The following is an 18,133-nucleotide window of genomic DNA, read 5'->3' on the forward strand; positions in this document are numbered from 1 at the left end:
AACACGTAGCCCCAGCCGCCGTGGCGCTATTTTTCACGTGAAACATCGCCCCTCGGCGTATCTAGTGGCCGCCCATGTTTCACGTGAAACATGGGCGCCGATGCGCGCTCAGCCCTGTGTCGCCCACCACTCCTTGAGCGCCGTGACCGCCGCGTCCTGCTCCATCGGTCCGTTCTCAAGCCGAAGATCCAGCAGGAAGGCGTACGCCTTGCCGATCACCGGACCGGGACCCACGCCCAGGACCTGCTGGATCTGGTTGCCGTCCAGATCCGGGCGGATGGCGTCCAGCTCCTCCTGCTCCTTCAGCTGCGCGATGCGCTCCTCGAGCCCGTCGTACGCCTTGGAGAGGGCGCCTGCCTTGCGCTTATTGCGCGTGGTGCAGTCCGAGCGGGTCAGCTTGTGCAGCCTGCTCAGCAGCGGCCCGGCATCGCGTACGTACCGCCGCACCGCCGAGTCGGTCCACTCGCCCGTCCCATAGCCGTGGAAGCGCAGATGCAACTCCACCAGACGGGAGACGTCCTTGATCATCTCGTTGGAGTACTTGAGCGCGGTCATCCGCTTCTTGGTCATCTTCGCGCCCACCACCTCGTGATGGTGGAAAGAGACCCGACCGTCCTTCTCGAAGCGGCGCGTCCGCGGCTTGCCGATGTCGTGGAGCAGCGCGGACAGCCGGAGCACCAGGTCCGGGCCGTTCTCCTCCAGGTCGATGGCCTGCTCCAGGACGATCAGCGAGTGGTCGTACACGTCCTTGTGCCGGTGATGCTCATCGCTCTCCAGACGCAGCGCGGGCAGCTCGGGGAGCACATGGTCGGCCAGACCGGTGTCGACGAGCAGCGCCAGTCCCTTGCGCGGGTTCGCGGAGAGGATCAGCTTGTTCAATTCGTCACGCACGCGCTCGGCGGAGACGATCTCGATGCGGTCCGCCATCTCCTTCATCGCGGCGACGACCTCGGGGGCCACCTCGAAGTCCAGCTGCGCCGCGAAGCGGGCAGCGCGCATCATGCGCAGCGGGTCGTCCGAGAAGGACTCATGGGGCGTGCCCGGGGTGCGCAGGACGCGGTCGGCGAGGTCCTGCAAGCCGCCGTGGGGGTCGACGAACTCCTTCTGCGGCAGCGCGACGGCCATCGCGTTGACCGTGAAATCGCGCCGTACGAGGTCTTCCTCGATCGAGTCGCCGTAGGACACCTCGGGCTTGCGGGAGGTCCTGTCGTACGCCTCTGAGCGGTATGTGGTGACCTCGACCTGAAAGTCCTGAATGGTGTCCCCGACCTGGGCCCGCTTCTGCGACCCGACCGTGCCGAAGGCGATCCCGACCTCCCACACCGAGTCCGCCCAGGGACGGATGATCTTCAGAACGTCCTCGGGACGGGCGTCTGTGGCGAAGTCGAGGTCATTGCCGAGCCGCCCGAGCAGTGCGTCCCGGACCGAGCCGCCGACCAGGGCCAGATTGAATCCGGCCTCCTGAAAACGGCGGGCGAGGTCGTCGGCGACTGGGGAGACCCGCAGCAGTTCGCTGACCGCGCGGCGTTGCACCTGGCTCAGTGCGGTGGGGTTGTCTTCATTGGCGTTCGGCACAACAGAAAAGGGTACGTGCCCGGGCCGACCGGAGCGCCCCTGTTTATGGCGGCCCCAGAGGTGCCTTCCGATCATGTGGGGCACTCCGCGGCACTTCGGCGCGGCGCACCTCGTTACCATGCGTGGACGCAAGAACCGAGAACGACCAGCGGCAGCAGACGACGAGGGACGGGCGAGCGCGTGGCCGAGGCGGCAGACTTCCAGGGGATGAGTCCTTCTCCTGCCCGCCGATGGCTGCGTCGCACAGCCTCCTTGTTCCTCGGCGCTCCGCTCTTGGCCGGCCTGCTCTACGGCGGCCCGGCCACGCCCGCCGCTGCCTCCGAGCACACGGTTCAGGAAGCCACCGGCTCCCGCACCGTCGATGTGTCCCTCGACACGCTCACCCCGACCGCTCCGGAGAAGGACGACACCCTCACCGTCTCCGGCACAGTGATCAACAAGGGCAAGCAGACCGTCACCGACGCCCAGATCGATCTCCGGGTGGGCCCGAAGCTGTCCGGCAGGAGCGCGATCGACACCGCGGCCGAGCGGACCGGCTTCTCCTACGGGGTGGATCCGTCGCCCATCGGCGGCAAGCACACGGTCAAGATCCCCCGGCTCCCCGCCGGCATCAGCCAGGACTTCACGCTCTCCATCCCGGTCAACGACCTCGAGCTCGACGAAGAGGGGGTCTACCAGCTCGGCGTCTCCCTGTCGGGCCAGACGCCGAGCGAGCCCTCGAGCCGCGTTCTGGGGATCGAGCGGACGTTCCTCCCCTGGCAGCCCGAGGCCACGGAGAAGAAGACCCAGCTCACCTATCTCTGGCCGCTCATCTCGTCGACTCACCTCACCGCGGAAACCGGGTCGGACGAGCAGCAGACGCCTGTCTTCGAGGACGAGACGCTGGCAAAGGAGCTCGCCCCCGGCGGACGCCTTGACCAGCTGGTCTCGCTGGGCAGCGAGCTGCCCGTCACCTGGGTCATCGATCCCGACCTCCTGGCCACGGTCGATGCGATGACCAGGAACTACCAGGTCAAGAGCGGTACCTCCACCGTCGCGGGCAAGAACCAGGCCATCGCCAAGCGGTGGCTGAGCGCCGTCGAGGCCGCCGTACAGGGCCGCAAGGTGGTCGCGCTGCCCTTCGCCGATCCCGATCTGGCCTCCCTGGCCCACCGCGGCAAGAACGTCTCCGGCTCACTCAGCCATCTGCAGCCGGCCACGGAGGTGGCCGAGACGACGGTGGAGACGATCCTGCATGTGAAGCCCTCGATCGACTTCACCTGGCCGGTGGACGGAGCGATCGACTCCTCGATCGTCGACGTCGCCACGTCGGCGGGCGCGCACAAGGTGATCGCGCGCAGCGACAGCCTCGAGGACGATCTGACCTACACGCCTACGGCCGCACGGCCGATCGGCGGCGGTACGACAGCGGTGGTCGCCGACGCACGGCTCTCCACCGCCTTCCAGGGCGACATGCTCCGCTCTGAGAACTCCACGCTCGCGGTCCAGAAGTTCGCGGCCCAGTCGCTGGCGCTCACCCTCCAGCAGCCGGAGAAGCAGCGGAGCATCGTGGTGGCCCCGCAGCGGATGCCGACCGCGGCCCAGGCACAGTCGATGGCGAACGCACTGCGGGCCCTCGACTCGCAGCGCTGGACGCAGCCTCTCGACCTGATCGCGGCCGCCGGCGCCAAGCCGGACGCGGGGGCCACCACCAAGGTGCCCGCCGCCTCGCGCTACCCCGAGGGGCTGCGCAAGCAGGAGCTGCAGGTCCAGGCGTTCCAGGACATCCGCAACACGCAGAACACCCTCGACAACTTCAAGGTCATCCTCACGGCCCAGCACCGGGTCGTGACGCCCTTCGGCCGGGCCATCGACAGGGAGATGTCCTCGTCGTGGCGAGGCCACCAGGGCGAGGCCAAGCTGTACCGCGGCAGCGTGAGCGGCTACCTCCAGAGCCTCACCGAGGAAGTACGGCTGATCGAGAAGTCGGACGTGACCCTTTCGGGGCGCAGCGCGACCATCCCGGTCACCGTGCAGAACAAGCTGGTCCAGGGCGTCGACCACCTCGTGCTCCGGCTCCGCTCGGATATGCCCACCCGCCTGAATTTCGGGCAGGACAAGGGCATCACCGAGCAGCCCATCACGGTCGCCGGCGGCCACAGCCAGTCGGTGAAGTTCACGGCGGAGGCCAACGCCAACGGCCCGGTGTCGATGACGGGCCAGCTCTACACCGAGGACGGCAAGCCCTACGGCAAGCCCATGAAGTTCACGGTGAAGGTGTCCGAGCTCACTCCCACGGTGATGCTCGTCCTCGCCGGAGGCGTTCTGCTGCTCGTCCTCGCGGGTGTCAGGATGTACAGCCGACGCAAGCGCGCGGCGGCCCGCACCGCGGCCGCGCATGCGGCCGAGACGGCAGAGACAGCCGAGGACACCGCCGAGGCCGGCGCCCCCGAAGCCGATGCCCCCGAAAGTGGCATCGACAGCCCTGATCCCGGGCAGGCGAGTGACCCGACACCGGACACCGAACCGGAAAGCGGCGACCCGTCGGGCACGGGTGAGAAAGTGGACCGTTGAGCGATGTCGTGGCCGGCCGGCCGGGGACGATGAGGTGGGGTAGCAATGAACGCGCCGTACGACGGTGACCGCGGTCAGGACGCGGGCAGCGCTGCGCCCACTCCTGGCGCGGACCCCCAGCGCCCTGTGCCGGGCCAGGGCGCTCCGCCGCCCCGTCCCGCCGCTGATCAGTACGCCCAGGACCCCTATGTCCAGGACGCCTACGCCCGCGATCCCTACCAGGCGCAGGACCTGTCCGCTCAGGACCCGGTGACCGAGGCGCTCTACGACCGCGCGTCCCACCCTCCGCCGCCCCCGGGCACCTACCAGGACCCGCAGCCGCTCTACCAGCAGCCTGCGGCCTCTCAGTACGCCCCGGACCCCCGGATCTGGGCGCAGACCCCGCCGCCCGAGCCGGACGGCCCCTCGCGGCACCTGCCGTACGGGGACGATGCGCGGACCACCCAGTTCACGGGCGTCGACGAGCTGGTCACCCAGGCCGGCGAGGAGGAGCCCGAGCCTGACGCGTTCGCTCACCTCTTCCGCGATCAGCAGGCCTCCCCCCAGCCCGCCGCTGTGGCCCCGGAGCCGCCGCCCGCGCCTCCGGCCCCCCAGAAGTCCGGCGGCCGGGCCTCCAGCCTGCTGAAGTCCAGCGCCATAATGGCGGCCGGCACGATCGTGTCCCGACTCACCGGCTTCCTGCGGACCCTGGTGATGGCCGCCGCCATCGGCGTCGGCACGCTCAACGACTCGTACCAGGTCGCCAACGTCCTGCCGACGATGATCTACGTCCTGGTCGGCGGCGGCGCCCTCAACGCGGTCTTCATCCCCCAGCTGGTCCGCGCGATGAAGGACGACGACGACGGCGGCGAGGCGTACGCCAACCGGCTGCTGACCCTGGTGGTGACGCTGCTGGCCGGCGTCACGATCGTCTGTGTGCTGGCCGCACCGGTCCTCATCCGCATGATGTCGACGCCGATCGCCTCCGACCCGCAGAAGATGGAGGTGGCGGTCGCCTTCGCCCGCTACTGCCTGCCCACCATGTTCTTCATGGGCCTGCACGTGGTGCTCGGCCAGATCCTCAACGCCCGCGGCCGCTTCGGCGCGATGATGTGGACCCCGGTCCTCAACAACATCGTGATCATCGCGACCTTCGGCGCGTTCATCTGGGCGTTCGGCAGCTTCACCGAGTCGGGCGTCAACGCCGGGAGCATCACCCCGGAAGCCGTTCGCCTGCTGGGCCTGGGCACGCTCCTCGGCCTCGTCGTCCAGGCGCTGGCGATGATCCCGTACCTGCGCGAGGCCGGCTTCACGATGCGGCTGCGCTTCGACTGGAAGGGCCACGGCCTGGGCAAGGCCGTCGGGCTCGCCAAGTGGACGTTCTTCTTCGTCCTCGCCAACCAGCTCGGCATGGTCGTCGTCACCCAGCTCGCCACCGCGGCCGGCTCGCTCGCCGAGGACAAGGGCTTCACCGGCGCCGGCATCACGGCCTACAACTACGCGCTCCTGCTGTGGCAGATGCCACAGGCCATCATCACGGTCTCCGTGATGACCGCCGTGCTGCCGAGGATCTCCCGCTCGGCCAGCGACGGAGACCCCGCCGCGGTCCGAGACGACATCTCCTACGGTCTGCGGACCTCAGCCGTCGCGATCGTCCCGTGCGCGTTCGCCTTCCTCGCCCTCGGCGTGCCGATGGCGACGCTGCTCTACGCCGGCTCGGGAGCCGACGGCGCCCGAGGCATCGGCTTCGTCCTGATGGCCTTCGGCCTCGGCCTCATCCCGTACTCCGTGCAGTACGTCGTCCTGCGCGGTTTCTACGCCTACGAGGACACCCGGACCCCCTTCTACAACACCGTCATCGTCGCGGCGGTGAACGCGGCGGCCTCGGCCCTGTGCTTCCTGGTGCTGCCCTCGCGGTGGGCGGTCGTGGGCATGGGCGCCTCGTACGGCCTCGCCTACATCGTGGGCGTTGGCGTCGCGTGGCGCAGGCTGAAGAAGCGGCTGGGCGGCGACCTGGACGGCGCTCACGTCATGCGGACGTACGCACGTCTGTGCATGGCCTCCGTCCCGGCGGCGATCGTGGGCGGCGGGGTCGCCTTCGCCGTCACCAAGACACTCGGCAGCGGCGCCGCGGGCTCGTTCGCCGCGCTGACCGCCGGTGGAATCGCACTTCTGGGCGTCTTCTTCGTCGCGGCGAAGCGGATGCGCATCGAAGAGCTCAACGCCATGGTCGGCATGGTCCGCGGACGTCTCGGACGTTAGTGGCGACCGCACACTGCACAACCATCGGCTGGCGCCGTGTGTCGTGCATAGCACCGGACTGTGGGCACAATTGGCATGGCTGTTGGATATGGCGCAACGGATGGGGAGGCAGGAACGACGGTGGCGGAACGTAGCACGGCTGCCGTCGACGTGGCCGACAACAGCGGAGACGACCCGCTGACCGCACAGGCGGGCAAGGCCACGACCGACGGGGCGGCGGAATCCCAGGACTCGGCGGAGAAGACCGCGCCGGACACCAACGGCGAACGCCAAGGCGGCGAAACCGCCATCGCGACGCCCGAACTGCACAGCGGGCACAAGCTCGCCAGACGCTACCGACTCGAGGAGTGCGTCACCCGTCTGGACGGTTTCAGCAGCTGGCGTGCAGTCGACGAGAAACTGCGCCGCGCTGTCGGGGTTCATCTGCTCCCCGCCGACCACCCGCGGGCCCGCTCCGTCCTCGCGGCGGCGCGCTCCTCGGCGCTGCTCGGCGACCCCCGGTTCGTACAGGTCCTGGACGCCGTCGAGGAGAACGACCTCGTCTACGTCGTCCATGAGTGGCTGCCCGACGCCACCGAGCTCACCGCGCTGCTCGCCATGGGCCCGATGGAGCCGCACGACGCCTACCAGCTCGTCGACCAGCTCTCCCAGGCCATGGCCGCAGCCCACCGCGAGGGCCTGGCGCATCTGCGCCTCACCCCGGGAGCGGTGCTGCGCAGCTCGACGGGGCAGTACCGCATCCGCGGCCTCGCCGTGAACGCCGCCCTGCGCGGCATCACCGCGGACGGCCCGCAGCGCACGGACACTGAGGCCATCGGCGCTCTGCTGTACGCCGCGCTGACCCAGCGCTGGCCGTACGAGAACGACGCCTACGGCCTCTCAGGGCTGCCCAAGGGCGTCGGGCTCATCGCCCCCGACCAGGTGAGGGCCGGCGTCCACCGCGGGCTGTCCGAGCTCGCCATGCGCGCTCTGGTCAACGACGGCGCCACGGCCTCCCGCCAGGAGCCGCCCTGCACCACCCCTGAGGAGCTGGCGAAGGCCGTCGCGGCGATGCCGCGCATCCGTCCGCCGGAGCCTTCCTTCACCTCTCCGCCGGACTACCAGCGCACGACGTACCAGCAGGGCACCTACGGCCGTCCTGCGCACCGCCCGGGCTCCGCCACGACCCAGGCGGTGCCGACCCCTCCCGCACCGCTCCAGAGCCGCACAGGCAGGGTTCTGAAGTGGGCTGTGGCATCGCTTCTGATCGCCGCCCTGGGGCTGGGCAGCTGGCAGATCGCCGACAAGCTGATCAAACCGGACAACAAGCCGGTGGACCCCGGCACCACGCAGTCCAATCCGGGCGGCGAGAAGAACCCCGACGTGAAGCCCGTCAAGCCGATCCCCATCGTGGCGGCTCGCGACTTCGACCCGCTGGGGGACCAGTCCGAGAAGCCGGACGGGATAAGGAACAGCTACGACGGGAATCCGTCGACGTTCTGGAACACCGACGGCTACATCCGCAGCAGCGACTTCGGGGGCCTCAAGTCGGGCGTCGGGATCATGCTGGACCTGGGCCAGGTCCAGCAGGTCGGCTCCGTGAACGTCTCGTTCCTCGGCGGAGACACCTCCGTGGAGCTGCGGGCGGCCTCGGAGAGCGCCCCAGCCCAGCCGACGACGCTCGACGCCTTCACCAAGGTGGCCCAGGGGACCGGCACAAATGTGTCCCTCAAGCCCAAGAAGCCCGTGCAGTCGCGGTACGTTCTGGTCTGGCTGACCAACCTGCCGCAGACCAGCGAGGGCAACTTCCGGGGCAAGATCTCGGAGATCAAGATCACCAGCTGACGGCACCAGGGGAGGGGGCTCACCGTTGGACGACGCGACACTCGGCGACACAAGCGACCAGGACCTGCTGGCCCGCCACGTCGCGGGGGACCCGGATGCCTTCGGTGAGCTCGTACGGCGCCACCGCGACAGGCTGTGGGCCGTCGCCCTGCGCACGCTCGGCGACCGCGAGGAAGCCGCCGACGCCGTCCAGGACGCGCTGGTCTCCGCCTTCCGGGCCGCTCACACCTTTCGCGGCCAGTCCGCCGTCACCACCTGGCTGCATCGGATCACGGTGAACGCCTGCCTCGACCGGGCTCGCAAGGCCGCTTCACGCAAGACCTCCCCCGTGGACGACACCGAGCGGCTCGAGCAGCTGCTTGAGCCGCATGAGTCCGCTGAGGCCCCAGCCGAGCGCCAGGACCTCCACCGTGAGCTCCTCGCCGCACTGGCGAAGCTCCCCCCGGATCAGCGAGCAGCGCTGGTTCTGGTGGACATGCAGGGCTACCCGGTAGCCGAGGCCGCTCGCGTCCTCGATGTGCCGACCGGAACCGTCAAAAGCCGCTGCGCACGGGGGCGAGCACGCCTGTTGCCGATGCTCACTCATCTGCGCAGTGATGCAGGGGATAACCCCGACGTCAGCGTGGGAAGGAACCGGACGCCGGGGCAATCCGTCCCACCGGCATCGGGACCAAGGGACACAGGGCCGAGTGACCCTGCAGCTGTGAAGGGCGGAGGTGGGCGCGCGTGACATCGACGACCGACACGACTCAGCACCCGGACGTCTCGGAGATCTCCGACCTCACCGAGGGGCTCCTGACGCCCGAGCGCACAGGCGAAGTGCGCGAGCACCTCAATGACTGCCCCCTGTGCGCGGATGTCCGCGCGTCCCTCGAGGAGATCCGCGGGCTGCTCGGCACCCTGCCCGGCGCGCCGCGGATGCCCGCCGACATCGCCGGCCGCATCGATGCCGCTCTCGCCGCCGAAGCCCTTCTGAACGCCACGGCACCCGACGAAGCGGCTCATGTTTCACGTGAAACATCGCCCGCTGCCGAGCCGCCGGAGACCCCGCCCGCCGACCGTCCCGCAGGACACCCCCGCGCTGCGACCGGACCCGGCCGCAACCGCCGGACCCGTCGCCGCCGCACTGTGGTCCTCGGCACCGCCTTCAGCGCGGCCGCCGTCGGCGTGAGCCTCCTGCTGTTCCAGTCCATGCAGACCACGAGCAGCGACGGGGTGAAGAAGGAAGCCGGCGTCAGCGCCGCCGAGAGCGGCGCCCACGACTACTCCCAGTCCGGCCTCGAGGGCCGAGTGGAGGCTCTGCTCGCCTCTCAGCCCCAGCAGCCGCAACCGCGGATGAACAAGGAGCACGAGAAGGGGCCGTCCATCGACACCCAGTCGAGCCCCACCTCCCCTCTGAAGACTCCGAGGGTCGAGGTGCCTGCCTGTGTCCAGCAGGGGACGGGCCGCGCCGACTCCCCCCTTGCGGTGGAGCAGGGGACGTACGACGGCGACAACGCCTACCTCGTCGTGCTCCCGCACACCACGGACGCCACCAAGGTGCAGGCATACGTGATTGACGCCTCCTGTGTCGATGCGACCGACGCGCGCACCGGGAAACTGCTGCTCACCGACGCGTACCCTCGCCGCTGACATCTGCCGCCGCGCCGCGCTGCCGTCTCGGGAATGCAAGCCCCGTAGGATCCGTTGGGTGGGGTGAGAGTCGTTGACCCGCCCCGGTGGCAGTAAGCAGTCTGCAGAGACGAGGAAGAAACCCGTGAGCGACGTCCGTAACGTGATCATCATCGGCTCCGGGCCGGCGGGCTACACGGCCGCGCTCTACACCGCGCGCGCATCGTTGCAGCCGCTGGTGTTCGAGGGAGCAGTCACCGCCGGCGGTGCGCTGATGAACACGACCGAGGTGGAGAACTTCCCCGGTTTCCGCGAGGGCATCATGGGTCCGGACCTCATGGACAACATGCGCGCCCAGGCCGAGCGCTTCGGCGCCGAGCTGGTCCCGGACGACGTCGTGGCCGTCGACCTCAGCGGTGAGATCAAGACCGTCACCGACACGGCGGGCACCGTCCACCGCGCCAAGGCGGTCATCGTCACCACCGGCTCCCAGCACCGCAAGCTCGGCCTCCCCAACGAGGACGCGCTCTCCGGTCGCGGCGTCTCCTGGTGCGCGACGTGCGACGGGTTCTTCTTCAAGGACCAGGACATCGCCGTGATCGGCGGCGGCGACACCGCGATGGAAGAGGCCACGTTCCTCTCCCGCTTCGCCAAGTCCGTCACCATCGTCCACCGCCGCGACGCGCTGCGTGCCTCCAAGGCCATGCAGGACCGCGCCTTCGCCGACCCGAAGATCTCCTTCGCCTGGGACAGCGAGGTCGCGGAGATCCATGGCGAGCAGAAGCTCTCTGGTCTGACCCTGCGCAACACCAAGACGGGTGCGACCTCCGAGCTCGCCGTCACTGGTCTGTTCATCGCCGTGGGCCACGACCCGCGCACCGAGCTCTTCAAGGGCCAGCTGGAGCTGGACGACGAGGGTTACCTGAAGGTCGAGGCGCCGTCCACGCGCACCAACGTGACGGGGGTCTTCGCCGCGGGCGACGTCGTCGACCACACCTACCGTCAGGCCATCACCGCCGCCGGAACCGGTTGCTCGGCCGCGCTCGACTCTGAGCGCTACCTCGCCGCCCTGGCCGACAGCGAGCAGACCGCTGCGGTCTGACCCTGCGGTCGGATCCCTGCACACCACCCCCTCACACCCCGTAAAGAAGTAAGGAGGCCGCCGTGGCCGGCGCCCTGAAGAACGTGACCGACAGCTCCTTCGAAGAGGACGTCCTCAAGAGCGACAAGCCCGTACTGGTCGACTTCTGGGCTGCCTGGTGCGGTCCGTGCCGCCAGATCGCTCCGTCCCTCGAAGCCATCGCGGCCGAGCACGGCGAGAAGATCGAGGTCGTGAAGCTCAACATCGACGAGAACCCGGCCACCGCTGCCAAGTACGGCGTCATGTCCATCCCGACGCTGAACGTCTACCAGAACGGCGAGGTCGTGAAGACGATCGTCGGCGCCAAGCCGAAGGCCGCGATCGCCCGCGACCTTGAGAGCTTCATCGGCGAGTAGTCGCAGCCATCTGTGTTTCACGTGAAACACCAATGGGCTCATCCCCTTCCCGGGGATGAGCCCATTGTCGTTCTCAGGGTCACAGCGGCCGAAGCACCGGCTCCTTCTGCACGGCGCCCAGCAGCCGGTCCAGCGCCAGCTCCACGTCTTCCTTCCAGGAGAGCGTGGTCCGCAGCTCAAGCCTCAGCCGTGGGTACGTCGGATGCGGGCGCACGGTCTTGAAGCCCACCGCCAGCAGATGGTCGGCAGGGAGCACACAGGCGGGCTCCTTCCAGCGGGCATCGCCGAACGCCTCGATCGCCTTGAACCCCCGCCGCAGCAGATCCTTGGCGACGGTCTGCACGATCACCCGGCCGAGACCCTGCCCCTGATAGCCCGGCATGATCCAGGCGGTCATCAGCTGGACAGCATCCGCCGACACGGGACTCGTGGGGAACGCCGTCGAGCGCGGCACATACGCCGCAGGCGCGTAGAGGACGAAGCCGACCGGCACCTCGTCCACATAGACGACGCGGCCGCAGGAGCCCCACTCCAGCAGCACAGCCGAGATCCACGCCTCTTTCTCCAGCTCGGGCGTCCCCGCTTTTACTGCTGCTTCCCCGCTGACCGGATCAAGCTCCCAGAAGACGCACGCACGGCAGCGCTTGGGAAGGTCCGAAAGGTTGTCCAGCGTGAGCGGTACGAGCCGACGTCCCATGGCGGCACTTCCTCACTTCCTTCGCCTGCCGCCGCGTTTCGAGCAGCAGCGAGTGCGCTCCTCTCCCGGAGCAGGCTGCTGACGAACCCGCCGACGGCCCCAAGGCCCAATCCTGCGGTCACCAGTTGGCTGCGACTCACCGATCGCATGGCCCTCGCCCTCCCTCTGAGGTGGATCAAGGTGGATGCGCCATACCAGAACGCATCGTATCCACCCAGCACTGGCGCGGATACCGCCAGACGACAAAGGGCGGATCGTGTTCGGTAACAACCGCACACGGCCCGCCCTCAGTGTCGGCGTGGGAGGGCTCAGCCCTCGTCGCCGTCCTCGCTCTCCTCGTCGAGCCCCTTCTCCAGGACGCGTCCCTCGCCAGGGGCAAGGGTTCCGAGGATGCGCTCCAGATCGTCTATCGACGCGAACTCAACGACGATCTTTCCCTTCTTCTGACCGAGATCGACCTTCACTCTTGTCTCGAAGCGATCCGAGAGTCGGGAGGCGAGGTCCGTCAGCGCCGGCGACAACCGCGCACCGGCCCGAGGGCTCTTCGGCTTGGGCGTGCTCTTGGAGCTCGAGTTGAGCAGCGTCACAAGCTCTTCGACCGCGCGCACCGAGAGACCCTCGGCCACGATCTTGTGCGCCAGACGGTCCTGCTCCTCGGTGTCCGCCACCGAGAGAAGGGCCCGCGCATGGCCGGCCGACAGCACGCCCGCGGCGACACGGCGCTGGACCGGCGCCGAGAGACGCAGCAGCCGGAGTGTGTTGGACACCTGCGGTCGCGAGCGCCCGATCCGGTCGGCGAGCTGGTCGTGCGTGCAGTTGAAGTCCTCGAGCAGCTGGTCGTAGGCCGCGGCCTCTTCCAGCGGGTTCAGCTGAGCGCGGTGCAGGTTCTCCAGCAGCGCGTCCAGGAGGAGCTTCTCATCGTCCGTGTCCTTGACGATCGCGGGAATCCGCTCCAGGCCGGCCTCACGGCAAGCCCTCCAGCGGCGCTCGCCCATGATGAGCTCGTACCGCTCGGGACCCAGCTGCCGTACGACGATGGGCTGGAGGAGCCCGACTTCCTGGATGGAGGTCACCAGCTCCGCGAGAGCGTCCTCGTCGAACACCTCACGGGGCTGACGGGGGTTCGGCGTGATCGAGCCCAGTCGCAGTTCGGCGAAGTACGCCCCCGCCGTCGGGGCCGGCTCAGACGCCGCCTCCGGCTCGACGGGCATGCTCGCGTCCGGCGCTGTGGCAGCGGCGGGCAGCGTCGCCACCTTGGCCGCGGCCACACCGCGCTCGGCGGTCAGCACCGGCACCGCTCCCGGAGACGCCGACGCCCCAGGCTGGGGCGCCTGCTTCTCCTGTGGGGCGCCAGGGATCAGCGCGCCGAGCCCACGCCCCAATCCTCTACGTCGCTCACTCACTGGATCCCCTCCGAGGTGTTCTGGCGGTTCTGGCTGCCCACATGGGCATGCTGCGGGTCGTACTGCACCCCGACCCCCCGCAGCGCGATCTCACGGGCCGCCTCGAGATACGACAAGGATCCACTGGAACCCGGGTCGTAGGTCAGCACCGTCTGTCCATAGCTCGGGGCCTCCGAGATGCGTACCGAGCGCGGGATGCTCGTCCGCAGCACCTCCTCCCCGAAGTGGCTGCGGACCTCGTCCGCGACCTGGGAAGCGAGCCTGGTTCTGCCGTCGTACATGGTGAGCAGGATCGTCGACACATGAAGATGGGGGTTGAGGTGCCCCCGCACCAGGTCGACGTTCCGCAGGAGCTGGCCCAGCCCTTCCAGCGCGTAGTACTCGCACTGGATGGGGATGAGCACCTCTGCGCCGGCGACCAGTGCATTGACGGTCAGCAGGCCGAGCGAGGGCGGGCAGTCGATGAGGATGTAGTCCAGCGGCTGCTCATACGCCTGGATCGCTCTCTGCAGTCGGCTCTCCCGCGCCACCAGCGACACCAGCTCGATCTCCGCACCGGCGAGATCGATGGTGGCTGGGGCGCAGAAGAGACCTTCGACGTCCGGGACCGGCTGGACCACTTCGGAGAGCGGCTTGCTCTCCACCAGGACGTCATAGATCGAGGGGACTTCGGCGTGGTGATCGATCCCCAGCGCCGTGGAGGCGTTGCCCTGTGGATCCAGGTCGACCACCAGGACGCGCGCGCCATGCAGCGCGAGGGAGGCCGCGAGGTTGACCGTGGTGGTGGTCTTGCCTACGCCGCCCTTCTGGTTGGCGACAACCATGACGCGTGTCTGCTCAGGCCGAGGCAGACCCTCGCCGGCGCGCCCCAGCGCTTCCACTGCCAGTTGGGCAGCGCGACCAATGGGGGTGTCGTCCATCGGGGGCGGTGTTTCACGTGAAACATCCTCCCCCGCCGACTCGGTACGGGGACCGGGGACCGGATCGGTCATCGGTCCCGCGATGTTGGCGTCGGACCGCAAGGATTCACTCTCCTCGACTTCAGGCTCGCAATGCACAGAGCCTGCCATGCTTTCGGGGTCGTGAACCAGCGAGGCCCGTTGTTCTGTGGATGAATCCACCTCTGTGGACATCTCCGTAGCCCGCACGAGGGGCTTGCGGCCCTTGGACGGCGCGGCAGCACGGCCGCGGCTGATGATTCCGTGCAGCAGTGAGCGACGTTTCACGTGAAACACGATGCACGCGCCGCTTCACCACACCGGCTCGACACTCCGAAATGCGTACGTATGGCAGCTTGTATGGAGCATCGCTGATAGTCAGTACGGACAGACCAGATCGTTATCCAGCGGAGCGTCGCGCGGATCACATCGCGGAGCTCAGCGCCGCCGACGCGTACGGCTCGTCCGGGCCGCCTTAGCCCGCTTCGCGGCGAAGCGCACACCGCCGGGGCTCTCGCCGACCTCGACCCGCACCACCGTGGACAGCGGATCGACGATCCCCTCACCCACATGCAGCACCGACGTCTGCACGACGCCGAGCTTGCTCAGTGCGGCCCGGGCGCCCTGGATCTCCTCTTCGGCCGTGTCGCCCTTGAGGGCCAGCATCTCTCCGTACGGACGGAGCAGGGGCACCCCCCAGCCGGCCAGCCGGTCCAGGGGCGCCACCGCGCGGGCCGTCACCACGTGCACCGGCGGGAGCTTGCCGAGAACCTCTTCGGCGCGCCCGCGGACCACGGTGACATGGTCCAGCCCCAGCAGCTCGACGACTTCCTGGAGAAAGTTCGTACGCCGCAGCAGCGGCTCCAGAAGCGTGATCTTCAGATCTGGACGGACCAGCGCCAGCGGGATGCCCGGCAGGCCGGCCCCGGAGCCGACGTCGCAGACCGTGACGCCTTCCGGCACGACCTCGGAGAGCACCGCGCAGTTCAGCAGGTGCCGCTCCCACAGCCGCGGCACTTCTCGGGGTCCGATCAGCCCGCGCTTGACCCCGGCGTCCGCGAGCAGCTCGGCGTACCGCACGGCTTCCGGAAAGAACTCTCCGAATACCGTCTGCGCCTCTTCGGGCGCTTGGGGAAGCTCTGCTGCCTCCGTCACGGGAACCGTCCTTCCGTACCGCACTGCCGCTATGTGGACTGTGGTGGCTGACTATCAGGCTGACAAAGATCGGCCCCGCCTGCGAACAGACGGGGCCGAGTAAACGATGGAGGTCAGGCAGGGAGTACGACGACGAAGCGCTGCGGCTCCTCGCCCTCGGACTCGCTGCGCAGACCCGCGGCCGCGACCGCGTCGTGCACGACCTTGCGCTCGAAAGGCGTCATCGGGTTCAGCTTCACCGGCTCGCCGGTGCTCTTCACCTCGTTGGCGGTCTTGGCGCCGAGCTCGGCGAGCTCGGTGCGCTTCTTGGCTCGGAAGCCGGCGATGTCCAGCATGAGCCGGCTGCGGTCCCCGGTCTCACGGTGCACGGCGAGACGGGTCAGCTCCTGGAGAGCCTCCAGGACCTCGCCGTCACGGCCCACGAGCTTCTGCAGATCACGGCTGCTCGAGTCGCTGATGATCGAGACCGCAGCCCTGTCGGCCTCGACGTCCATGTCGATGTCGCCGTCGAGGTCGGCGATGTCGAGCAGACCCTCGAGGTAGTCGGCCGCGATCTCCCCTTCCTGCTCGAGGCGGGTCAGGGTGTCGCCACCCTCAGCGGCGGCGGAGGTGGTGCCTTCCGTCACGGATGGACTCCTTTTTACTTCTTGGACGACGGGTGCTTGGGCCGCTGCTGGCCCTTGCGCTGTCCGGGCTTGGGCTGGCGGGCGGAACCGGAGGCGGGCTTGGCGCCCTGCTTCGGCTTCGCGTCCTGGGGCTCGTCCTTCGTGAGCGAGGTCTTCGACACGGAGTCGGTCTCCTCGGCGTCCTTGGCCGCGGCCTGCTGGGCGGCGGACTGACGCTGGGCCTTGCTCTGGCGCTTGGGCTGCTGCCGCCTGTGCGCCGCGCCGCCCTCGGACTCGGCCTCGGCGACGTCGCTCTTGGCCACCGTGCCGTCCGCCTGGGCGGCGAAGCCGGCCTTGGCGAGGCCCGTGATGAACTTGCGCTCGTTGTCGTTGCGGTCCGTGCCCTTGGCCACGATGGCCTGGACGACGCCCCGCCTGCGGCGGCCGCGCACCTCGCCGTGGGAGGCGACGCTCTTCAGCAGACGCTGCAGGTAGTTGTCCTGCGCCTTGGAGCCCGGGGTGGGGTTCTGGTTGATCACGTACATCTGCTGGCCCATGGTCCACACGTTGGTGGTCAGCCAGTAGACGAGGACGCCGACGGGGAAGTTGATGCCCATCACGGCGAAGATGACCGGGAAGATGTACATCAGCATCTTCTGCTGCTGCATGTACGGCGTCTTGACCGTCAGGTCGACGTTCTTCTGCATCAGCTGGCGCTGCGTGTAGAACTGCGACGCGGACATCATCACGATCATGACCGCGGTGACGATGCGGACATCGGTCAGGGAGGCGTTCAGCGCCTCGACCTTCTCCGGGCTGTCCATGAACTTCGCGGCGATGGGAGCGCCGAAGATGTGGGCCTGCCGGGCGCTGTCGACCAGGCTCTGGTTCAGAACACCGACCGGGTTACCCGCGGCGATCTCGCTGAGCACGTGGTAGAGGGCGAAGAAGAACGGCGACTGCGCGAGGATCGGAAGGCACGAGGAGAGCGGGTTGGTGCCCGTCTCCTTGTACAGCTTCATCATCTCTTCGGACTGACGCTGCTTGTCGCTCTTGTAGCGCTCCTGGATCGCCTTCATCTTCGGCTGGAGCGCCTGCATGTTCCGGGTCGCCTTGATCTGCTTCACAAAAAGCGGAATCAGACAGATCCGGATGAGGATCACCAGGGACACGATGGACAGTCCCCAGGCCCAGCCCGTATCGGGGCCGAAGAGCGCACCGTAGAGGGAGTGGAACTGGACAATGACCCATGAAACAGGCGTGGTGATAAAGCTGAACAGACTGGCAAGCGTGTCCACTAATCAGGCTCCTTGAGCATTGGGCGAGGTCTCTGCGGCCGGGCTCGGGGGTTCGGGAGCCGACCTCAGGGGAGGCACATCAGCGGCGGAGTGCCCGCCCTTGCTGCCGCGCAAGGCGTCGCGCAGCATTTCGTGCCATCGCGGCCGCTTACGCGGAGGCACATGGTCCACGCCGCCCGGCGACCACGGATTGCACCGCAGGATGCGCCAGGCAGTGAGAGCTGTTCCCTTCACCGCGCCATGCCGGTCAATGGCCGTATACCCGTAGTGGGAACACGATGGGTAGTACCTGCAGACGGGCCCCAGCATCGGGCTGATCGTCCACTGATACAGCTTGATCAGAGCCAGCAGCGGGTACTTCATCGCGCGCCCCCTCCCAGCAGCCGCTGGAGAGCGGCGTCCAGGTCTCGGGCCAGCTGTGCATGTTCGGCGTCGCCCGCTCCGGGCAGCGCCCGTACGACCACCAGGCTACCGGGGGGCAGCAGGGCGAGCCGGTCGCGTATGAGGTGGCGCAGTCTCCGCTTGACCTTGTTGCGCACGACCGCCCCGCCCACGGCCTTGCTCACGACGAAACCCGCACACGTCGGGGGAGCGCTCTCCCCAGGCGCGTGCGGGTCCGTTGAACCGCTGCGTAGATGGACGACCAGGAGCGGGCGGCCTGCCCGGCGTCCTCGTCGTACCGCGGTCGCGAAGTCCTCGCGCCGCCTCAGCCGATTCTCGGTAGGCAGCACGTCAT

The 18,133-nt window shown here is 68.5% G+C and carries 16 protein-coding genes; 7 read left to right on the forward strand and 9 right to left on the reverse strand.

The features are described from left to right. Positions 1–108 precede the first annotated feature (108 nt). Complete coding sequence (locus AB0M39_RS09125; protein ID WP_365361822.1) at positions 109–1,575, reverse strand: CCA tRNA nucleotidyltransferase; 1,467 nt, start codon at positions 1,573–1,575, stop codon at positions 109–111. 180 nt (positions 1,576–1,755) lie between these two features. Here AB0M39_RS09125 and AB0M39_RS09130 point away from each other — a divergent pair, with 180 nt between their 5' ends. The 7 genes from AB0M39_RS09130 (at position 1,756) to trxA (ending at position 11,301) form a co-directional block, all read left to right on the forward strand. Next, entirely contained in the window at positions 1,756–4,128 is a 2,373-nt protein-coding gene (locus AB0M39_RS09130) for a DUF6049 family protein (protein WP_365361824.1), read from the forward strand. Positions 4,129–4,173: 45 nt separating this feature from the next. Beyond that, positions 4,174–6,369: a murein biosynthesis integral membrane protein MurJ gene (murJ, locus tag AB0M39_RS09135; protein ID WP_365361826.1), complete on the forward strand. Its 2,196-nt coding sequence runs from the start codon at positions 4,174–4,176 to the stop codon at positions 6,367–6,369. Between the two features lie 120 nt (positions 6,370–6,489). Further along, complete coding sequence (locus tag AB0M39_RS09140; RefSeq protein WP_365361828.1) at positions 6,490–8,193, forward strand: protein kinase family protein; 1,704 nt, start codon at positions 6,490–6,492, stop codon at positions 8,191–8,193. A gap of 25 nt (positions 8,194–8,218) precedes the next feature. Continuing rightward, complete coding sequence (gene sigM, locus AB0M39_RS09145; protein ID WP_365361830.1) at positions 8,219–8,923, forward strand: RNA polymerase sigma factor SigM; 705 nt, start codon at positions 8,219–8,221, stop codon at positions 8,921–8,923. Beyond that, the gene (locus tag AB0M39_RS09150) at positions 8,920–9,825 is read left to right on the forward strand and encodes a hypothetical protein (RefSeq protein WP_365361832.1); all 906 of its coding nucleotides are present in this window, start codon (positions 8,920–8,922) and stop codon (positions 9,823–9,825) included. The genes sigM and AB0M39_RS09150 overlap by 4 nt, the downstream gene beginning before the upstream one ends. 124 nt (positions 9,826–9,949) lie before the next feature. Next, positions 9,950–10,906, forward strand: coding sequence for a thioredoxin-disulfide reductase (gene trxB / locus AB0M39_RS09155; RefSeq protein WP_365361834.1), 957 nt, complete (start codon positions 9,950–9,952; stop codon positions 10,904–10,906). A 62-nt stretch (positions 10,907–10,968) separates the two neighbouring features. After that, positions 10,969–11,301: a thioredoxin gene (gene trxA, locus AB0M39_RS09160; RefSeq protein ID WP_365361836.1), complete on the forward strand. Its 333-nt coding sequence runs from the start codon at positions 10,969–10,971 to the stop codon at positions 11,299–11,301. Positions 11,302–11,380: 79 nt separating this feature from the next. On the opposite strand, the gene AB0M39_RS09165 is transcribed toward trxA, so the two are convergent. The 8 genes from AB0M39_RS09165 to rnpA form a co-directional block, all read right to left on the reverse strand. Continuing rightward, positions 11,381–11,998 (reverse strand): GNAT family N-acetyltransferase, encoded by a 618-nt coding sequence (locus AB0M39_RS09165; RefSeq protein ID WP_365361838.1) that lies wholly within the window; start codon positions 11,996–11,998, stop codon positions 11,381–11,383. Positions 11,999–12,306: 308 nt separating this feature from the next. After that, positions 12,307–13,401 carry a ParB/RepB/Spo0J family partition protein gene (locus AB0M39_RS09170; RefSeq protein ID WP_365361840.1) on the reverse strand — a complete coding sequence of 365 codons (1,095 nt, stop codon included), beginning with the start codon at positions 13,399–13,401 and terminating at the stop codon, positions 12,307–12,309. Beyond that, positions 13,398–14,471: a ParA family protein gene (locus AB0M39_RS09175; RefSeq protein ID WP_365362032.1), complete on the reverse strand. Its 1,074-nt coding sequence runs from the start codon at positions 14,469–14,471 to the stop codon at positions 13,398–13,400. The genes AB0M39_RS09170 and AB0M39_RS09175 overlap by 4 nt, the downstream gene beginning before the upstream one ends. A 306-nt stretch (positions 14,472–14,777) precedes the next feature. Then, positions 14,778–15,494, reverse strand: coding sequence for a 16S rRNA (guanine(527)-N(7))-methyltransferase RsmG (rsmG, locus tag AB0M39_RS09180; protein ID WP_365361842.1), 717 nt, complete (start codon positions 15,492–15,494; stop codon positions 14,778–14,780). A 113-nt stretch (positions 15,495–15,607) separates the two neighbouring features. Further along, entirely contained in the window at positions 15,608–16,120 is a 513-nt protein-coding gene (locus tag AB0M39_RS09185) for a R3H domain-containing nucleic acid-binding protein (protein WP_365361844.1), read from the reverse strand. Positions 16,121–16,134: 14 nt separating this feature from the next. Further along, on the reverse strand, positions 16,135–17,397 hold the full coding sequence (gene yidC / locus AB0M39_RS09190) for a membrane protein insertase YidC (RefSeq protein ID WP_365361846.1): 1,263 nt from the start codon (positions 17,395–17,397) through the stop codon (positions 16,135–16,137). Positions 17,398–17,400: 3 nt separating this feature from the next. Then, positions 17,401–17,760 (reverse strand): membrane protein insertion efficiency factor YidD, encoded by a 360-nt coding sequence (yidD, locus tag AB0M39_RS09195; RefSeq protein ID WP_365361848.1) that lies wholly within the window; start codon positions 17,758–17,760, stop codon positions 17,401–17,403. Next, a complete protein-coding gene (rnpA, locus tag AB0M39_RS09200) occupies positions 17,757–18,128 on the reverse strand; it encodes a ribonuclease P protein component (protein WP_365361850.1) in 372 nt (123 codons plus the stop codon). The genes yidD and rnpA overlap by 4 nt, the downstream gene beginning before the upstream one ends. Between the last annotated feature and the right edge of the window lie 5 nt (positions 18,129–18,133).

The sequence above is a fragment of the Streptomyces sp. NPDC051907 genome (genome assembly GCF_040681075.1).
In the GTDB taxonomy this organism is placed as follows: domain Bacteria; phylum Actinomycetota; class Actinomycetes; order Streptomycetales; family Streptomycetaceae; genus Streptomyces.